The sequence below is a fragment of the Chitinophaga pinensis genome (assembly GCF_007896845.1).
GTDB classification, from domain to species: Bacteria; Bacteroidota; Bacteroidia; order Chitinophagales; family Chitinophagaceae; genus Chitinophaga; species Chitinophaga pinensis_C.
In genome coordinates, this window is record NZ_VOHS01000015.1 from 107,407 (window position 1) to 131,096 (window position 23,690).

The 23,690-nt window shown below is 45.7% G+C and carries 20 protein-coding genes and 2 pseudogenes; 6 read left to right on the top strand and 16 right to left on the bottom strand.

Annotation, left to right across the window (positions count from 1 at the left end; translation table 11 throughout):
• Window positions 1–54 precede the first annotated feature (54 nt).
• Complete coding sequence (locus FEF09_RS16280; RefSeq protein WP_012793108.1) at window positions 55–1,077, top strand: LacI family DNA-binding transcriptional regulator; 1,023 nt, start codon at window positions 55–57, stop codon at window positions 1,075–1,077.
• Window positions 1,078–1,079: 2 nt separating this feature from the next.
• Here the strand turns inward: FEF09_RS16280 and gap are convergent, their stop codons facing one another.
• Complete coding sequence (gap, locus tag FEF09_RS16285) at window positions 1,080–2,093, bottom strand: type I glyceraldehyde-3-phosphate dehydrogenase (RefSeq protein ID WP_222596995.1); 1,014 nt, start codon at window positions 2,091–2,093, stop codon at window positions 1,080–1,082.
• Window positions 2,094–2,107: 14 nt separating this feature from the next.
• Window positions 2,108–3,112, bottom strand: coding sequence for a GlxA family transcriptional regulator (locus FEF09_RS16290; RefSeq protein WP_186774373.1), 1,005 nt, complete (start codon window positions 3,110–3,112; stop codon window positions 2,108–2,110).
• A 132-nt stretch (window positions 3,113–3,244) separates the two neighbouring features.
• On the opposite strand from FEF09_RS16290, the gene FEF09_RS16295 reads away from it, so the two are divergent.
• Complete coding sequence (locus tag FEF09_RS16295) at window positions 3,245–4,075, top strand: helix-turn-helix domain-containing protein (RefSeq protein ID WP_186774374.1); 831 nt, start codon at window positions 3,245–3,247, stop codon at window positions 4,073–4,075.
• A 42-nt stretch (window positions 4,076–4,117) separates the two neighbouring features.
• Window positions 4,118–5,122, top strand: coding sequence for an NADP-dependent oxidoreductase (locus FEF09_RS16300; RefSeq protein ID WP_146306111.1), 1,005 nt, complete (start codon window positions 4,118–4,120; stop codon window positions 5,120–5,122).
• Window positions 5,123–5,263: 141 nt separating this feature from the next.
• Here FEF09_RS16300 and FEF09_RS16305 read toward each other — a convergent pair whose 3' ends face one another.
• From FEF09_RS16305 to FEF09_RS16350, 10 genes and pseudogenes are all read right to left on the bottom strand, one after another.
• A complete protein-coding gene (locus tag FEF09_RS16305) occupies window positions 5,264–6,385 on the bottom strand; it encodes a glycoside hydrolase family 76 protein (protein ID WP_261387534.1) in 1,122 nt (373 codons plus the stop codon).
• 40 nt (window positions 6,386–6,425) lie between these two features.
• A complete protein-coding gene (locus FEF09_RS16310; RefSeq protein WP_146306113.1) occupies window positions 6,426–8,225 on the bottom strand; it encodes a RagB/SusD family nutrient uptake outer membrane protein in 1,800 nt (599 codons plus the stop codon).
• Window positions 8,226–8,243: 18 nt separating this feature from the next.
• Entirely contained in the window at window positions 8,244–11,621 is a 3,378-nt protein-coding gene (locus FEF09_RS16315) for a SusC/RagA family TonB-linked outer membrane protein (protein ID WP_261387535.1), read from the bottom strand.
• Between the two features lie 98 nt (window positions 11,622–11,719).
• A complete protein-coding gene (locus tag FEF09_RS16320) occupies window positions 11,720–12,655 on the bottom strand; it encodes a FecR family protein (RefSeq protein WP_146306115.1) in 936 nt (311 codons plus the stop codon).
• Between the two features lie 231 nt (window positions 12,656–12,886).
• Complete coding sequence (locus tag FEF09_RS16325; protein WP_146306116.1) at window positions 12,887–13,480, bottom strand: RNA polymerase sigma factor; 594 nt, start codon at window positions 13,478–13,480, stop codon at window positions 12,887–12,889.
• Window positions 13,481–13,541: 61 nt separating this feature from the next.
• Window positions 13,542–14,534 (bottom strand): MBL fold metallo-hydrolase, encoded by a 993-nt coding sequence (locus tag FEF09_RS16330; RefSeq protein WP_146306117.1) that lies wholly within the window; start codon window positions 14,532–14,534, stop codon window positions 13,542–13,544.
• 46 nt (window positions 14,535–14,580) lie between these two features.
• Entirely contained in the window at window positions 14,581–15,654 is a 1,074-nt protein-coding gene (locus tag FEF09_RS16335; RefSeq protein WP_146306118.1) for a serine hydrolase domain-containing protein, read from the bottom strand.
• A gap of 9 nt (window positions 15,655–15,663) precedes the next feature.
• Window positions 15,664–16,658, bottom strand: a pseudogene (locus tag FEF09_RS16340) (lactonase family protein).
• Between the two features lie 300 nt (window positions 16,659–16,958).
• On the bottom strand, window positions 16,959–18,518 hold the full coding sequence (locus FEF09_RS16345) for a M1 family metallopeptidase (protein WP_146306119.1): 1,560 nt from the start codon (window positions 18,516–18,518) through the stop codon (window positions 16,959–16,961).
• A gap of 21 nt (window positions 18,519–18,539) precedes the next feature.
• Window positions 18,540–18,962 (bottom strand): secondary thiamine-phosphate synthase enzyme YjbQ, encoded by a 423-nt coding sequence (locus tag FEF09_RS16350; protein ID WP_146306120.1) that lies wholly within the window; start codon window positions 18,960–18,962, stop codon window positions 18,540–18,542.
• A 122-nt stretch (window positions 18,963–19,084) separates the two neighbouring features.
• Between FEF09_RS16350 and FEF09_RS16355 the strand changes: the two genes are divergently transcribed.
• The 3 genes from FEF09_RS16355 to FEF09_RS16365 all read left to right on the top strand — a co-directional run bounded on the left by FEF09_RS16355 (window position 19,085) and on the right by FEF09_RS16365 (window position 21,253).
• Window positions 19,085–19,930 carry a universal stress protein gene (locus FEF09_RS16355; protein WP_146306121.1) on the top strand — a complete coding sequence of 282 codons (846 nt, stop codon included), beginning with the start codon at window positions 19,085–19,087 and terminating at the stop codon, window positions 19,928–19,930.
• 107 nt (window positions 19,931–20,037) lie between these two features.
• The gene (locus FEF09_RS16360) at window positions 20,038–20,796 is read left to right on the top strand and encodes a hypothetical protein (RefSeq protein WP_146306122.1); all 759 of its coding nucleotides are present in this window, start codon (window positions 20,038–20,040) and stop codon (window positions 20,794–20,796) included.
• Between the two features lie 196 nt (window positions 20,797–20,992).
• Complete coding sequence (locus FEF09_RS16365) at window positions 20,993–21,253, top strand: histidine kinase dimerization/phospho-acceptor domain-containing protein (protein WP_146306123.1); 261 nt, start codon at window positions 20,993–20,995, stop codon at window positions 21,251–21,253.
• 66 nt (window positions 21,254–21,319) lie between these two features.
• Here the strand turns inward: FEF09_RS16365 and FEF09_RS31470 are convergent, their stop codons facing one another.
• The 4 genes and pseudogenes from FEF09_RS31470 to FEF09_RS30770 all read right to left on the bottom strand — a co-directional run.
• Complete coding sequence (locus FEF09_RS31470; protein WP_222596992.1) at window positions 21,320–21,898, bottom strand: RagB/SusD family nutrient uptake outer membrane protein; 579 nt, start codon at window positions 21,896–21,898, stop codon at window positions 21,320–21,322.
• Between the two features lie 8 nt (window positions 21,899–21,906).
• A complete protein-coding gene (locus FEF09_RS31475) occupies window positions 21,907–22,449 on the bottom strand; it encodes a hypothetical protein (RefSeq protein WP_222596993.1) in 543 nt (180 codons plus the stop codon).
• A 151-nt stretch (window positions 22,450–22,600) separates the two neighbouring features.
• On the bottom strand, window positions 22,601–22,957 hold the full coding sequence (locus FEF09_RS31480; RefSeq protein WP_222596994.1) for a hypothetical protein: 357 nt from the start codon (window positions 22,955–22,957) through the stop codon (window positions 22,601–22,603).
• Between the two features lie 208 nt (window positions 22,958–23,165).
• A pseudogene (locus tag FEF09_RS30770) lies at window positions 23,166–23,690 on the bottom strand (hypothetical protein); the annotation flags it as partial.

Sequence of the window (23,690 nt, forward strand, 5' to 3'; positions counted from 1 at the left end):
GAATGACACTAATATAGTATAAAATAAATTATAAGTATATTTACTCACTACGTTATGAAATTTGAAGCAGCCACTATAAAAGATATAGCCATTGCGCTGGGGTTATCCACCTCCACTGTGTCCCGTGCATTACGGGACAGTCACGAGATCAGTATCGCTACCAAACAGCTGGTACTGGAATATGCCACGAGGATTAATTATCATCCTAATCCCATTGCGCTCAGTCTCAAGGAAAAACGAAGCCGCTCCATCGGGGTGATCGTTGCTGAAATCGCCAACAGCTTTTTCTCGCAGGCCATCAATGGGATTGAGTCCGTTGCAAAGGATAAGGGGTATAATGTGATGATCTCCCAGACGCATGAGTCCTTTGATAAGGAAGTGATGACCCTGCAATATCTTGCCTCCCGTTCTATCGACGGACTACTGATCTCCGTATCCAGTGGGACCGAGAATCTGGATCACCTGAAAGCCTTGCATGAAAGAGGATTTCCGATCGTCTTTTTTGACCGTATTGTGGAGGAGATCCAGACGCATAAGGTGATGGTTGATAATTTCAGGGGAGCATATGACGCTACTTTACACCTGATCAACAAAGGGTACAAACACATTGCCGTTATTGCAGGACCAGAAAGCCTGTCTATTAGCCGGGAACGTATTGCCGGTTATCGCGAAGCACTGGCCCAGACAAAAGTGAAACCCGGCAAGGCCCTGATCAAATACAGCCGTTATGCCGGTCTGCATCTGCAGGAAGTAGAACAGGCCGTGAGTCAGTTGCTGAAACTGCGCCCACGACCTGATGCTATATTCACGGCGTCAGATAAGCTGACCACCAATTGTATGCGGGTATTAAAGAGTAAGGGCATACGCATCCCACAGGACATTGCCTTGGTGGGATTCTCTAACTCTGATCTGATAGAATTGCTGCATCCACCGCTGACTGTTGTACGGCAGCCAGCCTTTGAAATGGGACAGATTGCTACGAACCTGCTACTGCAACTGATAGAAAGTAAAAAGCCCGTGAAGGAGTTTGAAAGAAAAATTCTGAATACAAGTCTTATTGTGCAGGCTTCTTCCTGATATTATGCCTGCGCTGCTGTCAGCCGTTGTGCCATCTGTACGGTCAGTTCTGCGATCCTGTTGGAGATACCCACCTCGTTATCATACCAGGCGACTACCTTTACCAGATTACCAATGGTACGTGTCAGACTTGCATCAACAATAGAAGAATGGGTATTACCCAGAATATCGGCTGATACCAGAGGCTCTTCTGTATATTCCAATACACCTTTCAGATCAGTGTCTGCATGTTTTTTGAACAGTGCGTTGATCTCTGCTGCGGATGCCGGTTTTACCAGATTCAGTGACATATCTGCTATAGAACCGTCAATCACCGGTACACGATAAGAGAATCCATCCATTTTGCCTTTCAGTGCAGGCAGTACATCACCGATAGCTTTTGCGGCGCCTGTTGTTGTCGGAATAATTGACTGTGTCGCTGCACGCGCTCTTCTGTAATCTTTATGAGGCCCGTCCTGTAATAGCTGGTCCATAGTAAATGCATGCACGGTACTCATATAACCGGAAGCAATACCATATTCCTTATCCAGCAGATATAATACCGGTGCGATACAGTTCGTCGTACAGGAAGCCGTAGACAGGATCTCATCTTCATCTGTGATCAGGTCATCATTCACACCTGCTACAATCGTTTTCACATTACCTGTTGCCGGTGCTGTGATCAATACTCTGCCTGCGCCTGCAGTAATATGCTGCTGTGCAAGGTCTTTCTGTGTAAAACGGCCGGTAGACTCAATAACAACGTCTATACCCAGCTCTCCCCATGGCAGTTTCTCTGGTGCTCTCTCATTCAGTAGAAGAATCTTTTTCCCGTTTACAACAAGATGTTTGTCATCGTGCGTAACGGTACCCGGAAACTTACCATGTGAAGTATCATATTTCAGCAGGTGCGCGAGCAACCCGATCTCAGTAAGGTCATTAATAGCCACTACCTCTACTCCCTTCTTGTCCTGTAAAGCTCTGAGTGTCATTCTGCCGATACGTCCGAATCCATTAATAGCTACTTTCATCGTAATATATTTTTAGGTGATCAATGAACAGTTTGTAATGATGTTCTGAAAGTTCTGCGATAGTCGCTGGGCGATACCATCATATGCCGCATAAACGTACGCCGCATAGATACAATCCCTCCCAGTCCGCATCTTTCTGCAATCTGCTCCATACTCAGGTCGCTGTCTTCCAGATATTTTCGCGCCATTTCAATACGCAGCTTCTCCACAAACTTTCCGGGTGTCATCCCTGTTTCTTTCAGGAATATCCGGTTGAAGTTGCGTAAGCTCATATTGCTGTGTACCGCCAGTTCTTCTACACTCAGGTCATCCTGCAGATGCTGCATCATCCACGGTTGCAGTTTACCGGCAATGGAGTTTTCCATTGAATGCACCTGCAACAGTGTGCTGAACTGCGATTGATACCCTGTTCTTTTCAGAAACAATACCAGCTTACGGGCAGCAGCAAGCGCCACATCTCTCCCATAATCTTCCTCTACCAGCGCCAACGCCAGATCAATACCTGATGCAACACCACCGGAGGTGTACACGTTCCCATCTCTTGTATAGAAGGGATTTGTATCTACCTTGATATCCGGATAACGACGCTGGAAGTCCTGACTGAATTCCCAGTGCGTAGTTGCCTGTTTGCCATGTAGTATACCCGCTTCTGCCAATGCATAAGTGCCTACACAAACCGAACCTACCCGACGCAACTTAGGATAAGCATCCCGCAGCCAGTTGCAGAAACGTCGCCCAGTCTCCTGATTCCGGATAGAAAATCCAGCTACGATCAAGGTATCTATCGGCCCTTCTACCTCATCAACTCTCACCGGACAAATAATCTCCACACCACTCTTTGTGGCGAGTTTCTTTGTACTGAGCGGAGAGGCTGTGATGATCTCATATCCGACATCTTCTTTCCCGGCTGTTTCAGAAAGCATTTTATCGGCAGCTGCGAAGACGTCCAGCGGTCCTGCAATGTCCAGCATATAGGTACCGGGCATAGGCACAATAACGATCCGTTTTTTATGTTTTGGAGACATATAATTGCTTGAACAGGATAAAGGTAACATTGTTTGGGGATGGCACAAATGCCATAAATGATACAATTTGTGCCAAATGAGCATGAACCTTTTTTGTCCGGGATAGCACTCCTTTTTCCTTACCTTCGCCTCATGCAAGCTTCCAACGCATATATCACCGGTCACCTCTCCGTTCCTCCCGAATGGCAGAACATCTTCGACCCTTTCTACTTCATCCACAACCACAGCTCCTCCCCCGTCACAAAAATCCTCTCCCCTACATTCCAGACCATCCTCGTCTTCAACTTCTCCTCACCCGGTTTGTTCTTTGTCGAAGAAAATATGCCGGTCACCATCGACAAAAGCATGGTCATCGGCCCCATTAAACTTGCTCACCAATACACTATCCCTGCCCATGGTGAAATGCTCGTCGCCAACTTCAAACGTGACGCATTCTACCGCTTCTTCGGCAAACACCTTCAATCCTACACCGACTTCCTCCTCCACCCTGACGAGATCCTCGGTGAACACTGTTTCGCCGCTTTCTGGGAAACACTTAAAGCATTCAATAGCATGCAGGAACGTGTAGACGCTATTCTTGATTTCTCCGCTGTCTATCTCCGCGAAAGGGATAAAGGCTCAGAAGAGATCATCACCGCCGGTGAAACTGACGGCGCCATCAACCCTATCAAAGACATAGCGGACAAACAAGGGCAAAGCGAAAGAAATATCCAGTTAAAACATAAAAAGTACCTCGGCTACAACGCGAAAGAAATGAACCGTTACCAACGTTTCCAAAAGGCACTGACACGATTACAGGTACAGGCAGAAAACGGTAATATTGACTGGTTTGAGCTGATCCATGAAGGCGGATACTATGATCAAAGCCATCTGATTCACGATTTTAACCACTTTTTAGGCCTTTCTCCGGCACAATTCCTGAAATTACAGTCAACGGTATGCATTGCTGGCGGACGATCATAATTGGCCCCTAAATTGCCTACATTTGTTTCAGTAAGATAGCACATGAAAGCAATAGTCCTGAAACAGCTCGGTAGTGTCGATAATTTCGCGTTGGCAGATACAGAGCTCCCACATATCAACGACAACGAAGTACTCATCAAGATCTCGTCTACCGCCTTTAATCCCATAGATTACCAGATGCGGTCAGGCGCCAACGAAAGCAAACGTATACACTCCCCCATATTAGGCAGGGAATTCTCCGGCGTCATTACCGCCAAAGGAAGATCTGTCAGGAATTTTGAAATCGGCGATGACGTTTTCTGCGCTTCTGGCAGTATGGGCACCAACGGTACCTATGCAGAATATATCGGTGTGCCGCAGCAGATCCTCGCCAGAAAGCCGGTAAATATCAGCTTTGACGAAGCAGCCGCCATGCCGGTCAGCGCATTGACCGCCTTACAGTGCTGTAACCGCCTGAAGATCTCCACAGAAGAATCCGTTTTTATCAGCGGTGGCGCCGGTGGCGTAGGGTTGGTACTCATCAAACTCCTCCTTTCACAAGGAATCAATAAGATAGTCACCACAGCAGGTAATGAAGAAAGCAGACAGCAATTGATCAATGCCGGACTATCCGCCAGACAGATCATCGATTATAAAGCAGATAATGTCATCCCGGCTATTATTCAGGCGAATAACAGCCAGTTGTTCGATTACAGCATCGACCTCGTGGGGCGTAAAATGTCTGAATTGTGCAGCAATCTCGTAAGACTGAACGGCACCTATGTAGATGTGACCAACTTTGCCACTGATGAAGCCCGGGAAAATCTCTTTAATATCGGCGCTGTAGTCATGAATATTTCCAATTATGCCTACAGCCTGAAAGGTAATTTCTCCTATTACGGCGAACTCCTCGAGCGCGTAAGGACATTGGTAGAAAAAGGCATTATCACCCCCTCTCCCGTCAATGTATTAGGTAAGTTCAGTGTAGATACTGTCAGAAAAGCACATACCATGCTGGAGAACAACGAAACCCGCGGACATAAGCTGATCATGCGCATCAGCGAGTAAAAGCGTTTCAAAGTATACTTGCAGATGGCGGCTGGCAATTCCGGACAAAAAGGCTGATTAATCAGCAATTGAAAAAGGGCGCACCAACGCCGTGGAGCGGACGTGTGATGCACCCTGAAATAGAGACATATAGGATATGGATTACTTCTCCGGCGGACAAACCTGCATGAACTCAACAGCACTGCTGGCTTCGTAGGACTGTACGATCCCTGTCGGACAAGGTTTCTTATAGTTCCTGTGCATGATCCCCCTCGCAGCATCTCTGTTACCCCATGCCATATTAATATTCTTCCTGATCCATGGCAGATATTGCGGTTGATTTGCGTCTTTTACCAATGTCAGCAGATAATGCGCGAGGATCGCTTTTAACACGCCCTGCTCATTCCAGTCTCCCTCTGCCGGCAGAATGCCATCAGCGTCAGACATTTTCTGCTGTGTATAATCAGCGCCTTTTTTCGCATTATCGAGATAAGATTGCTGACCCGTCGCCTTATACAACATTACCGCAGCACCAATGAAAGTACCTTGATTGTAGGTATAATCAGACCAGCCCTTATTACCTCTGATATTGTTGTCAGCTGCACGACCGGTTGTACTGTCAGTAAGATTCGCTAGTGACCAGCTATACAGATCCTTCGCCTTATCAAGATAGGCTGCTTCCTTAGTGATATTATACAATGTCATTGCTGCAATCACTGTCGGGAAATTGATACAGGAATTTTTACCTGTATGCTTGAAATCCCACCACATACCACCATTCTCCTTGTCATAAGACTCCTGATATACATACCGGAATCCCTCAATAGAACGGTTCAGGTATTCCTGATTGCCGGTGATCTGATGCGCACGTGCCAGTGAAATAATCCACCACATCATGTCATCATAGATAAACCATACCACTTTGTTACTCCAGTTATACTTATCATAACGGTTGTAACCTCCCTGATACAGGTCATCAATCAGCTTGCGATGCGCAGCATCTCCTGTACGCTTATAAGTATCCATGATCAGATCCCAGTACACCGCCTGTGTCCAGATGGCGCCGATATCCTTCTTTTCTGTATTGGAATAATACAGTTTGTCCGTCGTACTATAGAAGTACTGATTGAACGTGTTAAACGCAGCCGTAGCATCTTTCGATGTAAAAGATACCGGCGGCAATACTGGTGGCTCTTCGTTAACCGGCCCCCGTGGGTTGCTCTTGCTGCAGGAAATGCTTGCCAGCAAAACCGCAGCTGTCAGCAGACAGGTGAGACGCTTCATAATAGTCGTATATGTTAGCATGATAGAAAACTTTATGTAATTACCAGCCCGGATTCTGTACTAACTCCTTGTCATTGTTCACATCGTTGGAAGGCAGCGGGAAGAAATAATGACGTTTGTTAAATACGCGTGTTTCAAATACCACTACTTTCAGGAAATCCGGCAGATCGCTGCTGATGTTCAATCCGTACATAGGTCCGTTCTGCGTCTGCTCGCCTATCTTCCAGCGACGCACATCAAAGAAACGGTTGTTCTCAAACGCCATCTCTACCCTGCGCTCCTTACGGATTGCCTCACGTAAAGCCTCCTGTCCTACAGGCGCCGGCAGTGATTCGGAACCATATTGTGGTATACCTGCTCTTTCACGGATCAGGTTCAGGTATCTCAGTGCTTCTCCGCTACCCGGTTCTGCCTCATTAAGACACTCTGCATAACTCAGATAGATCTCTGCAAGACGTAACAATATAACAGAACGGTTGTCTACATCCCATTTACCGGTACCCATCGCTTTACGTACAATGTAACCGGTCGGAGAATAGTCACCACCACCTGTCTGTTTACCGGAGTTACCCGTATTGTACAGACGTGTAGTGATCTCGCCGAAAGAAGTATTCAACCATGTACTGCCGTCAAAAGTAATATTTACATAAAAACGTGGTTCTCTGTTTGCCCACTGATTATACACCTCGATCGGATGTGTGTCATTAGGAGTCTGATACTGGCTGTATCCGGTCTTTACATAACCCGATAACGGATCATCAATGTTTCTGCCATTCTTCGTGAAGAAAGCATCCACCATATTCTGCGTAGCACCTAAACCACCACTACCCTTTACATCACGGGAGCTGGCTCCATTGTGATAGGGTGTCAGTTCATATTGTCTCGGACCAATAGAACTACCCGGTCTGGCGAAGATCACTTCCTTGTTCCAGTCCTTCAGAATCACATTACGGCAGGACAGATATGGATCATAATTACCGCTGGCATCATTCTCCCTGTACAAGTCATAAGTACCCGGTACAAAGGTGCTCAGGAAGCTCTGATAAGCATCCGCAGCTACTTTCCATTTATTCGCATCATAGGTTTGGCTGATCAGGTGTTTACCATCTTTGTTGATCATATCCGCAAGGTCGGTATTACCATTATACAGCGGACTTGCCGCATACATCAGTGCATTTGCACGGAAAGCCATTGCAGCTCCTTTGGTAATACGGCCATAATCTTCTGTTCTGCCCTGTACGGTTGGCAGATCAGCAGCCGCTTTTTCCAGTTCGCTGGAAATAAACGCCACACACTCGTCAAAAGAGCTGCGTGGCAACTGGATATTCATATCTACAGAAGGCACCTGATCGCCCAATATTACTACCGGTCCATAGATACGGATCAGGTAGAAATAATACATCGCTCTCAATGCTCTCGCTTCTGCTTTATATCTTTTAATCAGATCGGGTGACAGGTCAGTGATCTTATCCGCATTCTCCATAAATACACTCGCACCACGGATACCGCGATAGAAGTTACGCCAGTAATCACCTACAAAACCGGAATTCGCATCCCAGTTACCAATATTGATATCATTGGATCTTACAAAACCCCATACAAAATCTGCTTCATCAGAACCGCCGGTCCATACCCCGCGGTTGCTTTCAGAACCTGCGTCACGCTGACCATATTCATCCGGCACACGGCGGTATACATCGGCCAGAAAACGCTCTGCGGTTGACCAGGTTCTGAAAGTTTCTTCAATAGTAAGCCTGTCATCTGGTACCTGATCGAGGTACTTTGAGCAGGATGTGGACATGAGTGCTAAAACGAGGAATGTATATACTAACTTTTTCATGATCAGTTTCTTGTAACGTTAGAATTTCAGATTCATACCAAGGGAAATTGTCCTGATGTTTGGATAAGCAGAACCATTATCTGTGTTCAGCTCAGGATCCCACAGCTTGAATTTGCTGAAAGTAAGCAGGTTGATACCCTGCAGATAAACAGATGCCGCGCGGATACCAGTTCTGCCCATCATTGCTGTCGGGAAGTTATATGCCAGCTGCGCTGATTTAAGACGCACGAAGCTCACGTCTTTGATCCACCATGAACTTGCCTGCGTATTGTTGTTGTTCTCTGCTTCTCCATAAGCCAGTCTCGGATAGAATGCATTGGGATTCGGATTATCTACCGTCCATCTGTCTGTAGCAATCGCATAAGCATTGGTTACACCACCACCGCCGTTAAACGGTATAATAGCAGAACCTCTCAGCATCCTGTCTGCATCTGAAATACCCTGGAATAATAAACCGAAGCTGAAGCCTTTATAACCCAGATCAAAACCGAAACCATATACTGTACTTGGTACATCGCCACGACCGATCTTCGTTACATCATAACTGTTGATAATACCATCACCATTCAGGTCCTTATACTTGATATCACCCGGTTTTACTTTGGATTTATCGCCCGGTACAGCACTCTTGTTTACTTCATCTTCGCTTGCAAATAATCCTTCTGCGATATAACCGTAACGTGCCAGCACGTTGTTACCTCTGTGTTCCATCCATGGATAGTTCTGCGGCGGACGGTCATCTTCGATCAGCTTATCCTTTGTATAGGTAATGTTACCTCTCAGTTTTAAGTCTACTGCACCAAAACGTGTAGTGTATTCCAGAGTCGCATCAAAACCTTTATTATCTACAATACCAAGGTTCGCATACGGCTGGTTTTCCAGTCCCATAAAGTCTACACTGGAAGCACGTTGCAGGAAGATACCAGTACGATGTTCCTTGAACAGGTCCACGATAACAGACAACTGATCGTTTAATGTACGGAACTCAATACCCAGATCCTGTTTGTTAGATACAGACCATTTTACATTCGTTGCATAACGGTTGATATTGATACCACCAACAAACTGTGGCACCTGACCATATTTATAGGCATCGTTGTAAGTATTCAGATTCGTGATATATAGGAATCGGTCACCTGCACTACCCAGACCGGTATTACCATTGGAATAACGGAATTTCAGGAAGCTGATGGCATTCTTTAATGGTTCAAAGAATTTCTCTTCGGATGCGATCCAGCCTATACCTACCGCCGGGAAGAAACCAAAACGGTTGCCCGGTGCAAACAGTTCAGATCCGTTATAACCAGCGTTCAGTTCTACGAAATATTTATCTGAGTAAGAATAAGTCACTCTACCCGCGAGACCCAATGACCGCTCAGGAATAGAGCTGATGAAATCTCCTGCCAGTGCGTTGGTTCTGTCACTTGAATAGAACAATGCCAGACCACCCAGACGATGTCTGCCAAAACTTCTGTCATAATTCAATGATGCCTCTGTATAGAACTTACGGCTTGTCTGACGGCTGCCGGGGCTGTTGTCAAAGCCCAGGTATTGGTTACCGGTGTATGTTTTCACCAGATTCAGTGTACCATCTGGTTTGTAAGGATTGGTCTGGTCAGGGTAATAAGTATCCTCTCTCTTCGAACGGATGATATTATTCTGATTATAAGAATCAAATGCGAACATCACGCTGGCCTTTAAACCTTTTGTCAGTGCATCCATATCCTGTGTAGCTCTGATGTTGGAATAAAGCTGATTGCGGAATTCGTTGGTATAACCTCTGCGGGTGAGGTCTGCATAGGGGTTACGGAAACCTCCGTTGGATGATTGGCCGGGTACGAAACCGCCGGGATACATGATCGGATATGCTACCGGAGCAGCATCCATTGCACTCTGGAATATGTCTCCGGATGAAATACCCGGGTAGTTACCATTGGAAAAATATCCCTGTAAACCTACGTCCAGCTTTGTTGTTTTAGTGACACGCAGATTCAGGTTACTGGTGAAGTTGTACCTGTTATATTTCAGGGATGAATTATACTTCGCCAGATCGTCCGTCTTTAGAAAACCTGATTCATTATAATAGCCCAGTGATACATAATACTGTGCATTCTCCACACCACCGCTGGCATTCAGATTCGTGCTGCGGGTATGACCGTATTTATTGAACACAGCGTCCATCCAGTCTACATTCGGATACAGCAAAGGATCTTTTCCGCTGATCGTATTCTGAATATATTCTTCAGAATATTTCGGGTTCTGATTACGGGTGGTCAGGGCTTCATTCGCCAGACGCATATAAGAGATACCATCCAGCATTTCCGGGCGACGGGTAAAGGTATTTACACCCTCATTGTAATCCAGATAGATCTGTGGTTTACCTACTTTACCAGTTTTAGTTTTAATGAGAATAACGCCATTCGCACCACGTACACCATATACAGCTGTACCTGCTGCATCTTTCAATACGGTGAATGATTCAACATCTTCCGGAGAAATATTATTGATAGAACGTTCCACACCGTCAACCAATACCAGCGGACCAGAACTATTCCCATTACCGAAAGTAGAAATACCTCGTATCCACAGATCAGCAGCACCTCTTCCCGGTTCACCGGAACGTTGTACACCTACCACACCCGCGATACGGCCGGCCAGCATTGTACTGATGTTGGCAGTAGGCTGTTTGAATTCTGCAGGTTTGATCTCAGACTGTGCACCTACAAGGCTTACCCTGCGCTGTGTACCGAAACCTACTACTGCCACCTCACCCAGAGATTGACTGGCTACTTTCATACGAACCTCTACGCTTGTCTGGCTACCGACAGTTACAGTAGATGTTTCATAACCGATAAAACTAAAACCGATCACTGCATCACGTGATTGTACGATCAGTTTGAATTTACCATCGGCACCTGTAGATGTCATTGTGCTGGTACCACGTACTGCTACGCTTACACCCGGCATAGGATTACCGCTTTCATCCTTCACCACACCTGACACAACGATGTCTTCGCGGGTGCTCTTAGGAGCAGTTGTTGACGTATTGTTATTAGCCCTGCTGATAACAACAATATTATTTACTTCTTCAAAACCTAATTGTTTGTTGCGCAGCAACTGTTCCAATACTACGTCCAGTCTTTCATTGGAGAAAGAGCAGTCGGATATAGGAAATGATTTTAACAGTTGTTTGTCGTACGCAAAAGCAACTTTGGTGGAAGAGTGCAGCTCTTGTATCGCTGACTCCAGTGAACCGCTTTTCAGACGGATCGTAACGTTGGTTTCTTTCAGGATTTGCCCTTTACCTGCATATACAGGCAGGAAAAGAGACGCACTGAGTACTAAGAAGACGATGGACAATGCCCGTCTTCTGAAGGTCGTGGCAATTTTTTTCATACGTAGTTTAGGCATTAGAATGTTACGTTAGTTGGAACTCCCGTCACAGTGGTTGCTTACAGTTTTTGCTTTGTGATTTTTGCTGATGCTGATGGCATTTATTCATACAGTGTGACCTCGTGGCCGGTCACTTTTATTTTCAGATGATGGATGGCTGCCAGTACTTCCGCGGCTTTCACAGGTTCCATAGCGGCAGACAATTCGGTGGTATACCTCGTCTCCCGGATACGCTGTACGGCTGTTGTCAGGGTAATACCGTAATTCTTCTGCATCAGAACGACCATATCTTCAAAGGAGGCATCATTCAGCACTAATGTGCCCTGCTGCCATCCCAGCAGACTGTTATCCAGCGCATCAACAGAAACGGTACCCTTCTGGCGGTCATAGGTCAGTGCTTCGTTTTTCACCAATACGTCCGCTTTGCTGTTCTCCCTTGCTACACTTACTTTACCGTCGGTAACGGCTACGCTCATTTTATGCAGTGATTTATAGGCGCTGACATTAAAAGAGGTACCGAGTACCGTTGTGGTCAGCGGACCGCTCTCCACAATAAATGGTACATCAGGATTGCCCTTTACTTCAAAAAAGACCTCTCCGTCCACGATGTCCAGTCTTCTTTCCCGATCCATATTTTCAGGTATACGGATAGTAGAACCGGCATTCAGCATCAGGCGGGAGCCATCTGCCAGCTGAATGGTCTTTTTCTGACCAATAGCGGTGGTAACGGTGGTATAGGCTGTTCCGGATGACTTCCTCATTAGAAAATAACCGGTCAGGCCGCCTGCAATTAATACAGCGACCGCGGCCGCAGCAGCCAGATTTCTTTTCAGATAGTGTACCTTGCGGGTATGGATCTCTGGCTGGATCTTGTTCCAGATCTCCAGCCGGATATGCTCTTCTTCCGTGGAATTCAATGATGTTACAGGCTCATTGTCAAAGGATTGATACCAATTTTCAATAACGTTATTTTCCTTTTCCTTCGCCTGCCCCAACAGATATTGCCGGAGTATGCGTTTCAGTTTCTCAGTTTCCAAAATGTGGACGTTTTAATAGCTTATCCGGAAAAAAGAAGTTTGGTACTAGTCCTCTGAAAAAAAAATTTTCCGACACTTATAAGGGACTTAATAGTCTGACTATAGTCAGACTATACTCATCTTACGCTAATGCTACGTTTTGAACGTAGCACTAGCGTAAGATGAGTATAGCCTAACTATAGAAGAAGGCCCATAATACTGTATATCAATAAATTACAAGGAAACAGCAGCTTATTTCAGATAGTAGAAAATATAAGCCAGCATAAACGCCCAATCCCCTGAAGAACTACTTTTCAGAGAACTACGCATCCTGCGCAGGGCTTCGGTCAGTTGATTTTTGACCGTTTGTTCAGAAAGGTTCAGTTTACGGGCTATTTCAGCAATGGAAAGGTCTTCTTCCCGGCTCATCCGGAAAATTTGTTGCATACGGGTGGGTAGTTGACCGACAGCCGCAGCAATATTAGCGGTCAATTCTTTTGTTTCCAGCCGGTCAGTGGATTCGTGGCTATCTAATACGTCAAAGAAGGCCAGTTTTTTGATTTCTGCCGCACTAAAGGCATAGTGACTGATCACCCGGTATTTGATAGCGGCGTGCAGATATCTGGCGAATTCTCCCTCTTTAAATACAGGTATTTCCCGACGTCTGCGCCAAAGGCTCAGCATCACCTCCTGTACAAGGTCTTTTGCATCATCTGCATCAACCCGCTGGCAGGCCCTGGTATAGAGTGATTTCCAGTAACGGTTGTACAGGGTCCCGAAAGCAGCGGTATCATCTTCTTTAAGCAGCTGTAGCAAGTCCCCATCACTGATATGCGTTTCGAACATCTTGAACTTCGTGAGCCGTAAAGAAAGCGCGAATTACCCAAGAAAACAAGTGCAGAAGGTATCAGACCGGTAATTTTTCTCCGATCTTCCTGCTTTCCAGCCGTCCATTTATCGAGCCCTGCCTTTCCAGCTCGTGTAAAACACGAATCGGATCTCCCATGGGCTCGTCAGCCAGATCAAAAGTGCCATAATGCATCGGGATCATCACACGGGCATGCATATCATTTGCCCCCTTGACCGCATTCGCAGGAGAAACATGGCTCTGGGACATAAACCATTCTGGCTTATAAGCACCAATTCCAATAATACAATAATCTATTTCGGGAAATATCCTGCCTGCATCGGCAAAGTGACTGCCATATCCGGAATCGGCAGCAAAATAAATCGTCTTTCCACCGGCCTGTAATACATAAGCTCCCCACAACTGCGTATTCTCATCCCGCAATCCTCTTTTCGTCCAGTGACGGGCAGGCAGATAATAAATACGGATACGCTCATCGGTCTGATACTGCTGATACCATCCCGCTGTCTGTATCTTTTCACTGCCGGTAAAACCGGATAAAAGCCCCTCCATTTTAAGTCCGCTCAGATAGGTTGCATCAGGGTTCTGTTTAGCCACCAGCTGCAGACTGTGTTTATCACAATGGTCAAGGTGATTGTGCGAGATCAACACATAATCCAGTCCGGTTAAATGACCGGGATCTATGGGAAACGGTACGTACCTTTTTATCAGGGGAATATTATAAAAAACAGGATCGATCAATATATTCACGCCACCAAGACGGATGAAGAAAGTAGCATGTCCAAGCCACACAATACAATCATCTTTGGAATGAATAAAAGACTCATCATGCTCAACGGGTGGGTGCCAGATTTCCGCCTGCTTCTCCGCTTTCTGCGGATTACGCTGGAACTTCCATTTCAACACTTCCATCAGAGAATAACGGTGTGGAAATTCATAGTTGACAAATCTGCCGTGATCATCGACAGGTGTTCCTTTCCATTCAAAAGGTAATTGCATGCCGGGCAAAGCCGGATTCTGGACATATTCCATAACTGCTATTGATTCGTATCATATCAAATATACGCTTTCGCAGCCGTTATCTGCCATAACGCTGCCGCAGCTCATCCAGCAGCACAGCAATCCCTTCCTGCGTAGCTTCCGCTGCCGCATTGATAAAAATGATATAAGCCCTGTCTGCCTCCCGGATGATCTGCACTTTCGTAATAAAAGCACCCGCATTTCCCTCGTTTGTTGCAATATGGTGCCCGGTCTCTTTGTCCGTCACATTGAACCAGCCATAAGAAAAAGCCGGCATGCCATACAACAACTGCTCAAAGGTCTTTTTGGGCAATATGTCCGTCTTTCCTTTCAGGCCCTTTAACTGCAACTGTATAAAATGAATATACTGTTCCAGTGACACATTGATGTTTCCTGCTGCCAGCAGCCAGTTCATTTTATAATTCTCCAACGGCCCCAATGGTTGCAGCTTGTCATCATGTCCCCATGGTTGGGTGGTATCTTTCAGATTGGGATAATCAAAGCGAAAATCAATATCCAGCTGTTTGCCAAGATCAGCCACCAGTTCTTTATAGGATTTCCCGGATGCTTTTTCCAGCATCAATCCCGCCATAATATAGTCTACATTGGAAGGCGTCAGTCCGTTGGCATCCGGTTTCATGGGTTCCTGTGTCAGAAAGTTGGCGGCCAGTTGTTTCCGCTGACTGGCATAATCGCCATGCAGATCACGGAATGCCGGCGTAGGTGTGTTATAAGTATACCCCTGTACCCTTCCGCGGAAAGTCAGCAGATTAGCCAGTGTCACCGTATCATACACATATCTCGTACGCCAGCGCAGCTCAGGAAATAAGGTCAGAAAAGTCGTATTCCACTGTATCTTCTTTTCCTTCACCAGCATTGCCGCAATAAACGCAGTAATCGCTTTGGTATTGGATCCGATATGAAAATGATCGCCCGGTTTTACTGACAGGTCTGTATCGATACGTCTTACACCCATCGTATGACAGGCCAGCACACTATCCGAAGAAACGACAGCAACAGCCAGAGCAGGAATCTTGTATTGCTGACGCACACTATCAGCGAAGGCAACAAGGGATTGTCCGCGGACAATCACCGGCAACAAAAGGAAAATGAAAGGAAACAAACGTCTCATGTACAGGGATCAGTTATGGTATGTTTTTATTTGTAAGCTCGAAGGACCTGTCATCTTTATTTTTACACCGGTATTGGTCAGGCGGCCGGTCTGTATATTCCTGCGGAATACAACCACATCGCCACTGATCTGGTTGGCTACCAGTAAGAATTTACCGGAAGGATCGATCAGGAAATTACGCGGGTGTTCTCCTAAAGTTGACTGATACGCCACAAAGGTAAGACGTCCGTCATCACCAATACGATAAATGGCAATATTATTTTCATCACCGCGATTGGACGCATACAAAAACGTCCGTCGGGCGAAATATGTATATCCGCGCTGTTATAAAAATCATAGGGTTCTTTACCATGCGTCATCATACGTTGTATACTATCCAGCTGCCCGTCCGCATAACTCCAGACACTCACCGCTCCTGCCATCTCTTCTATACAATAAGCATATTTCCCGTTAGGATGAAAGGTAAAATGGCGTGGTCCGCTACCGGGTACGGCACGTACAAAACTATCCGGTTGTAAAGGCTGTGATTGCGACGCGTCAAAGCGGTAACGCCTGATCTTATCCGCTCCCAGATCAGGAGAAAAGACGTAACGATAGTCAGGAGAAAATACCGTCGAATGGATATGTGCTGTTTTTTGTCTGCCGGTATCTATACTATGATCAGTAAACGGGATCACTTTTACTCCCGGCGCAATCGTACCATCTGCGTTTAAAGGAAATACCGCAATACTCCCACCGGTATAGTTCCCATTCACCAGCCAATGTCCGCTTTTATCTACCGTCAGGTATACCGGATTTTCCCCGCCACTATCCTGTTTACTCAGTAAAGAGATCCTTTGCTGCTTCCTGTCAAACACATAACTACTCACACTTCCCATACCGGCGGTACGGGTTTCGCTACAGGCATAAATGTATTGTCCGTCCTGAGAAAGCACGAGATAAGAAGGATTCAGGATCGCGGCATAGGTACAGACTTTTGTCAGCTGACCGGTCTGCATATTCATCCGGTAAACGTAAATACCGTCTTTATCCTTTGCCGCATTATAAGAACCAACGAATAAATAAGTAGTCTGACTATAGGAAAGAAGATGGGCAAACAATGCCAATAATAGCAACAATGTGGAACGTTTCAGCAAAATGTGTGTGATTTACGGGTCAGGAATCGATATGCCTGACAAAGATACTATTTGCGGGATTCCGTTTTCAGACTTTTTACCGGATGAAACATACACGGTAAAAAGTCTGAAAGCGGCCATCCTATGTCCTTGCTTCAATAATAGCCGGAAGCAGGAATGATCACTTTACTACAGCGCTCCGCCGAACAGTAAATTAGTCTCCGGATCTATCTGTATTTGTTGTCCGTCGGCTACATCCAGCGTCGTTACACGATCCTTAATGATAACCCGCTGCAAATCGTTGCTACCTTCAGTCCGGTATTCCAATGGAAAGCTAAACAGGTGCTCCTGTTGTTGTTCAACGATCAGGGTATTGGGAGTTGTCCCTTTGCGTACATACAACATGGGTACACCGGGTGTATATAACCATTGTTGGAAGAAAGCATGCAGGTCCTGTCCGCTGGCTTTTTCCATCTCTTTCCTGAAGTCGTCTGTATTGGCATTACGACCGTTATAATCAGCGAAATAAGCGCGTATGCCTTTCCAGAAAAGGCTATCCCCTACCTGACGACGCAGCATATGCAACACCCACCCTCCTTTCTGATAACTATTGGCATTCAATAACTGCATATAACCACCCTGTCTGGACGTATCTACGACAGGGGTATATCTGCGCTGCGCGAATGCAAGCACTCTTTTACGGTCGGCCCGCAAACCGGCATGCAGGGTATCAACACCGTATTTCTGCTCCATGTAGACATTCGTCATATAAGTGGCAAAACCTTCACTCAGCCATACATGCTCCCAGCTGGTTTCTGTGACGGCATCGCCAAACCACTGGTGAGCGATTTCATGTGCGACCAGACTCTCCAACGTTTTCAATCCTACAGACTCTTCTTCATAAAAGATTGCGCCTGCATTTTCCATACCTCCAAACATCGTCCTCGATTGCACATTCGCCAGTTTCTGATAGGCGAAAGGTCCCAGTCTGTTGATAAAGAAATGTAGCACCTCTACCGCTATGGCATAGTCTTTAAACCCTCTTTCTTTATTCTCAGGAAACACATAACTATACACGGGTATACCATCAGCATCTCCGGGATGATCAATGGCAAAATCAGCTACACCCACCGCAAATACCTTTGTTGGCAATACGACCGTTTCTTTATAATGTGTCCTTTTTAGCTTTCCGGGTAATTGTACCTCTGCTGTTTTTAATCCGTTTGCCACTACGGAATAATGATCAGGCGCAGTTACGGTAATATCAACAGCTGCTTTATCTGACGGATGATCTATACAGGGCAACCAGTAATGTGCTCTGTCGGGCCAGTTATCGGTAAAGAAGGTACGTTTGCCGAACATGTTGTGAGAGATGATCAGTCCATTTTGGGGAATACCACTATAAACGACCTGATAAGTATGGGTTTCTCCTTTCTTTGCACGAATCTGCAACTTCAGATACTTCTTATCCTGTTTAAAAGGGATCCGTACCTTTCCTTCTGTTACGGCAGATACGGCCATACCCGTATCTTTGGTGCTCCGTCCTATCAGATCCAGCCGCAACTCCTGTGTATTTTCCTTAAAACGTACAGTGATACCCGTGACACCTTGAATGTTGTCTGTCCGGTCGTTTAATGTAAGCAATATATCATAGTGCTGTACATCCGTTTTAATATCCTGCGCAATGGCTGTGACACCCGTTCCTGCTAATAGCGGCAATACCGCCAACAGCTTTTTGTAAATATTCATATGACATCAGTAGCTTTTCTGTTATTCGCCCCAGACAGTAATGACCAGTCTTCTGTTTCCGCCGTAATTACGATGCTCGCAAAGGTAAATCCCCTGCCATGTGCCAAAGGCAAAATTACCATTACGGACAGGTATCATCACAGAAGAACCTAACATCGCCGCTTTCAGATGTGCAGGCATATCATCCGGCCCTTCATCATCATGCGCGTAATCAGGATCGTTTTCGGGTACTGCTTTGCTGAAATACATTTCAAAATCCTTCCGCACGGTCGGATCGGCATTTTCATTGATGGTAAGCGAAGCCGAAGTATGCTGAATGAATACCTGACACATGCCCACCTTAATGTCCCGGAGCTGCGGAATACCCTGTAAAACCTCTGTTGTGATCAGGTGAAATCCTCTCCTTCTTTGCTGTAATACCAACGATTCCTGGAATATCTTCATATCTTAAACTTTATGTACCCGGACCTTGTTGTTTATTCCACAGAAAACGCCGGATACTGGCATATTTTTTCTGATTTAAGCAGGACAAACTTAACTTAGTATAAGAGAAAAATGAAATCGTTATGAAAACATTACTGATTCCGGTTGATTTCTCCGCCACCTCTGACAATGCAGTCAATTTTGCCATCGAATGGGCCAAAGCCTACAGCTATACCCGCATTATCCTGCTCAAAACTTTCTACGATACTGTATTCGATCATATTGTTGTTTCCGCGGAGTACGCACCCGTAAGCCCCCACTATATGGCGAGGGAACGCGAGGAAGCGGCTCATCATCTGGAAAATCTCTCCCGCGAGATCTCCGTCAAAACACGCGGGGTAGAAATCATTTCTATGGTCAGTGAAGCACCCTTGCTACGCGCCATTATGGAGGTGATCCATGAAGATGCACCCGAACTCATCGTCCTTGGCAGTGACAACTATCGCTATTCCAGCGGCAGTTTCATTGCCGGCAACCTGATATCTATCGCAAAAGCCAGTCCGGTAAGAGTACTCATAGTACCTTCCACTTATCAGTACCAGAAGGTAGAGAAAATACTCGTGCCGGTTGACTACAAAACGCTCGACTCGCTGGATAAAGTGCGTAATCTGCAGATACCACCACAATGGAAAGATAGTAAACTACTGGTACTCAATGTTGATCCGAAAGAACGTTACCTGCAGCCTGACGACCATCTCAAAGCAGCCGAACAGCATGTACATGACCGTCTGCAGGACTATCCGCACGATATCTGCTACAGCAATGATAAAAATATCATCAACGGTATACTGAGTTTCACACAGCGCACACCGGTCCAGTTGATCATCTCTTTACCCGGTAAACATAGCTTTCTTTATTATCTGACACATAAGAGTATTTCCGACGCCATTTGCCGTAACGCACAAGAGCCCGTGCTGATATTAAAATAGATTTCACCCCTGAAAACAGGTATTTCCCTGCAAATAGTTATCTATTGGCGTAATAATCAATATGTTTATTTAATTAATTTGTTATCTTTTCGCTTGAATCATCCAATATGCCCACAAGCAAAAGATTATCTACAACTACAGGTTTCTCTCTCCGGACTACACTATTAGGTTCGGAAGACGAGTTTTCCTTTGGGCACCGGATATTCAACATGACCAGCGTGATCACACTGGCCATACTTTCCACCTTCGTTTGTATCAATTTACTGATCAATGAGATGCAGGCCGCCCTGTTGGTAACAGGCTTACTCTGTCTGCAGATAGTCTTTTATATCTTATCCCGCAAATTCCGTCAGTACCGTAGTATCATTGTCTGGTACGTTATAGCCGTTTACGCCGGATTGATCAGTAACTATTACATTAATGCAGGCGTTAATGGTCCCAGTCTGCTGTTGTTTTATACGACCTTCCAACTGGCCCTGAATGTATCTGCGAAGAAGAAATATATCCTCTGGACGATACTCGGTATAATCATTCCCGGTGGACTGATATTCACAGAGTTTTATTTCCCGCAGGCCATCAGCGGTATGTATGATAATAAACTGGATAAAACTATTGACTTGTTCGGCTGCTACCTGCTGGCTTTAGTATATATCGTATTTGCGAGCTATAGCTTTAAAAGCGAACTGGAAGCACAGCACGAACGGGAGAAAAAAGGTAGTGCGGAACTCATGGAATATGGCATCCGGCTGCAGGCTTTCTTTGAAAGCCTCTCCGACAACTTCATATTACTGGACAAGGATATGAAGATCATCTATTTTAAAAAGCTGCACTCGAACTCTCTATCACAGAATATGGCAGAAAGATAGAAGCGAATCAGTCCGTTGAGCAATTCATACACGAATCCAATAAAAAAGCCTTCCGCCATGGTTTTAACACGGCCCTCTCAGGGAGACCATTACTCTGGACTTCCGCAGGGAATACGCCGTAAAAGAGACATGGTGGCAGATCGCGTTCAATCCTGCCCGTAATGAAAAAGGAGATATTATTGGCGTTACAACTGTCATGAAAGACATCACAGACGCTTATCTCTACCGGCTCAGAATAGAACGTAAAAATAAACTGCTGGAAAAGATCGCATTTATGCAGGCCCACGAACTAAGGGGACCGCTCACTTCTGTACAAAGCCTTATAGAGCTGATTAAAGACGAATATGGCGATATGGACCTGATCTACACAAAAAAACTGGAAGAGGGTTTAAACAGGCTGGATACGAAGATAAAAGAGATTATCGCCCTGTCATCAGAACATAAAAAAGACATATAAAAAGAGACCGGCATCATACCGGTCTCTTTTGTTTAGTGCTGCTATATATTTAAAAGTTAGGATTCTTTATCGGCACACTTCCTTCTCCGGTGGATTGATATCTGCTTCATCCGCAGGTACATCCCAATAATCAAGAAAATCATAGTTGATCAGCACATGAGTGTTCACCGCACCGGCAGCCGTCAGGAAAGTATTGCCATAACTGCCGCCGCCATTGTCTACATCGTAGGTCCAGCCCCACCTCCTGCTATCATAAAAAGACAGTCCTCTGAACACCAGCGCGACTCTTCTTTCCATCACAAGTTCTTTCAGGGCAGCCGCTTTTGTCAGTCCTGTGCCAGCTACAGCAGGAACGCCGGCGCCCATATAAGTCCTGACAGCATCTATTCCGGTCAGTCCTTCATTGGTATTCCCCAGACGTATATTTGCCTCTGCCTGCATCAGGGTATTTTCTTCGTAACTAGGCCCGATATAGAGTTCATATGCACCGGTCGTCTTCGTCCCATATACGTACACACCACTTGTACCCGCGCCACCATCTGTAATACTGTAACGGCTGCCAAAAGAAAGGTCGTCCCGGTATGTTGTTGCCGTATTGAAGTTATTGCTCAATCGCTTGTCCCCTGTTTTAAAATTCTGTACCAACCGCTCTCCTATTTTAAACGTAGCGGCAGTATTGACACCTGTGGACAAGGCAGCGACACTACCCAACGCTGCACTGAAAAACCATTGGCAGCAGCTGAGCGGCCGGTAAATACAAGGTCATTATTCCGTATACCTTTCCCCGACAAGGTCAACACCTGATTCCAGTCTGCAGCTGTCATTACACCGGTAGATGCCTTGCCTATTACAGCATCCGGATTGCCATTCACAAAAGGCGCGAGTTTATTGATCAGCAGATTTCTGGCCAGCATTGTATTGATATTCCGGATCCACATGTCCGGCGTCAGAATACCGCCTTTTCCAACCTGACAAAACGAAGGGATCAGTTTACCCAGCACAGCGTTGTAATCTTCTGTACTGGCAATACCGGTTGACAACAAACCGGCGGCCATCTGCAGATATTTGTCGGAGGCAGCAAGCACAGAATCCTTTACCACATATCTGTTACTCCCTACACCATCCTGATCAACGATCAATCCTGCGTAATAAAGTGAACCTACTGCCGCATAGGCATAGCCTTTCCACAATAACACCAGCTTTCACGGTATTGGATCTTGTTGCTGCGTTTCCGCTGAAAGGGATATTATCGATCAATGCCAGTACTTTATACAGGCGCCATTCATCGCATCCAGTTCACCATTGATAAACAACGGATTGTAACCAGAACCCGTCTGCGCACGGGTGTTATTCGCTCTCAACTGACTGATATTGGAAATGGAAGTAGTTTTTTGGTATTGTTACCAACACAAATTCAGGAATACTGATGGTGCTGACCAGCTGATTGGAAGACTGTGCACCTACCATATCTGCGAGTAATTCCGATATCCGTAAGGCAGCGAAGTAACTATCACCCAGCCACACATCCCCTTTCTGAAAACCGTTTACATACACGGCTCCTATTGCCAGAGAAACAAGTCCGGCTTCATTGGTCACGTTCTGATCTACCGTAGGCAGATTGGGATTGCCTACATTCAGCTCTTTTTTACAGGCACTGGCACTTACCACCAATAAGCTGATAATTCCGATGATATATCTCTTCATAATTGTTCTCTTTTGGTAAACATTAGAAGCCAACGTTCAGGCCGACGGCATAAGATTTCATGTTCGGGATAGTGCTGTTATCAACGCCCCTGTCAAAGGAAGAGCCGATAGCACCCGAACTGCTTCCGGATCAAAACCGGTGTAATTCGTTACCGTCAGTATATTCCTGCCGGTCAGTACCAGTTGCAGTCTGTTGAAGTATTTGTCTTCAGCACCTTTGCAATGTCAAATCCGATGGAAATATTACGGAGTCGCAGGAAGGAACATCTTCATAGAAATAGTCCTGGTCGCATTTACCCGGACCATACAAACTACCCATGATGAAGAATATGCACTCTGATAAAACGCCGTGTAAGCAGCCGTTACACCATTGAGGTGATAGGTTTTGCGAAATCGCCATGTATACCATCCCGGTACATCCACTCTTTGTCTGGTTATACAGATGTGCACCATATACCCAATCAAACTGAAAGGAGAAGGTCAGGAAATTTTTATAGCCGAATGAACTGATAAATGAGGCATTAAACTTCGGTTGGGATCCCCCAGAGGATAAGCTCTGAAGAGAACTGTATACCCTTGTAGCGGTATCAACCAGCATCCGTTGACCAGCTGTATTACCTGCGTCCTGCTCAGCAATATAGTTTCTCTCCGTTCTTCGGGTAGCGCCAGCGCTGGTCAGAGCTTTATAACCATAGATCTGTCCTATCTTCTGACCACCGGTCAATACCAATGC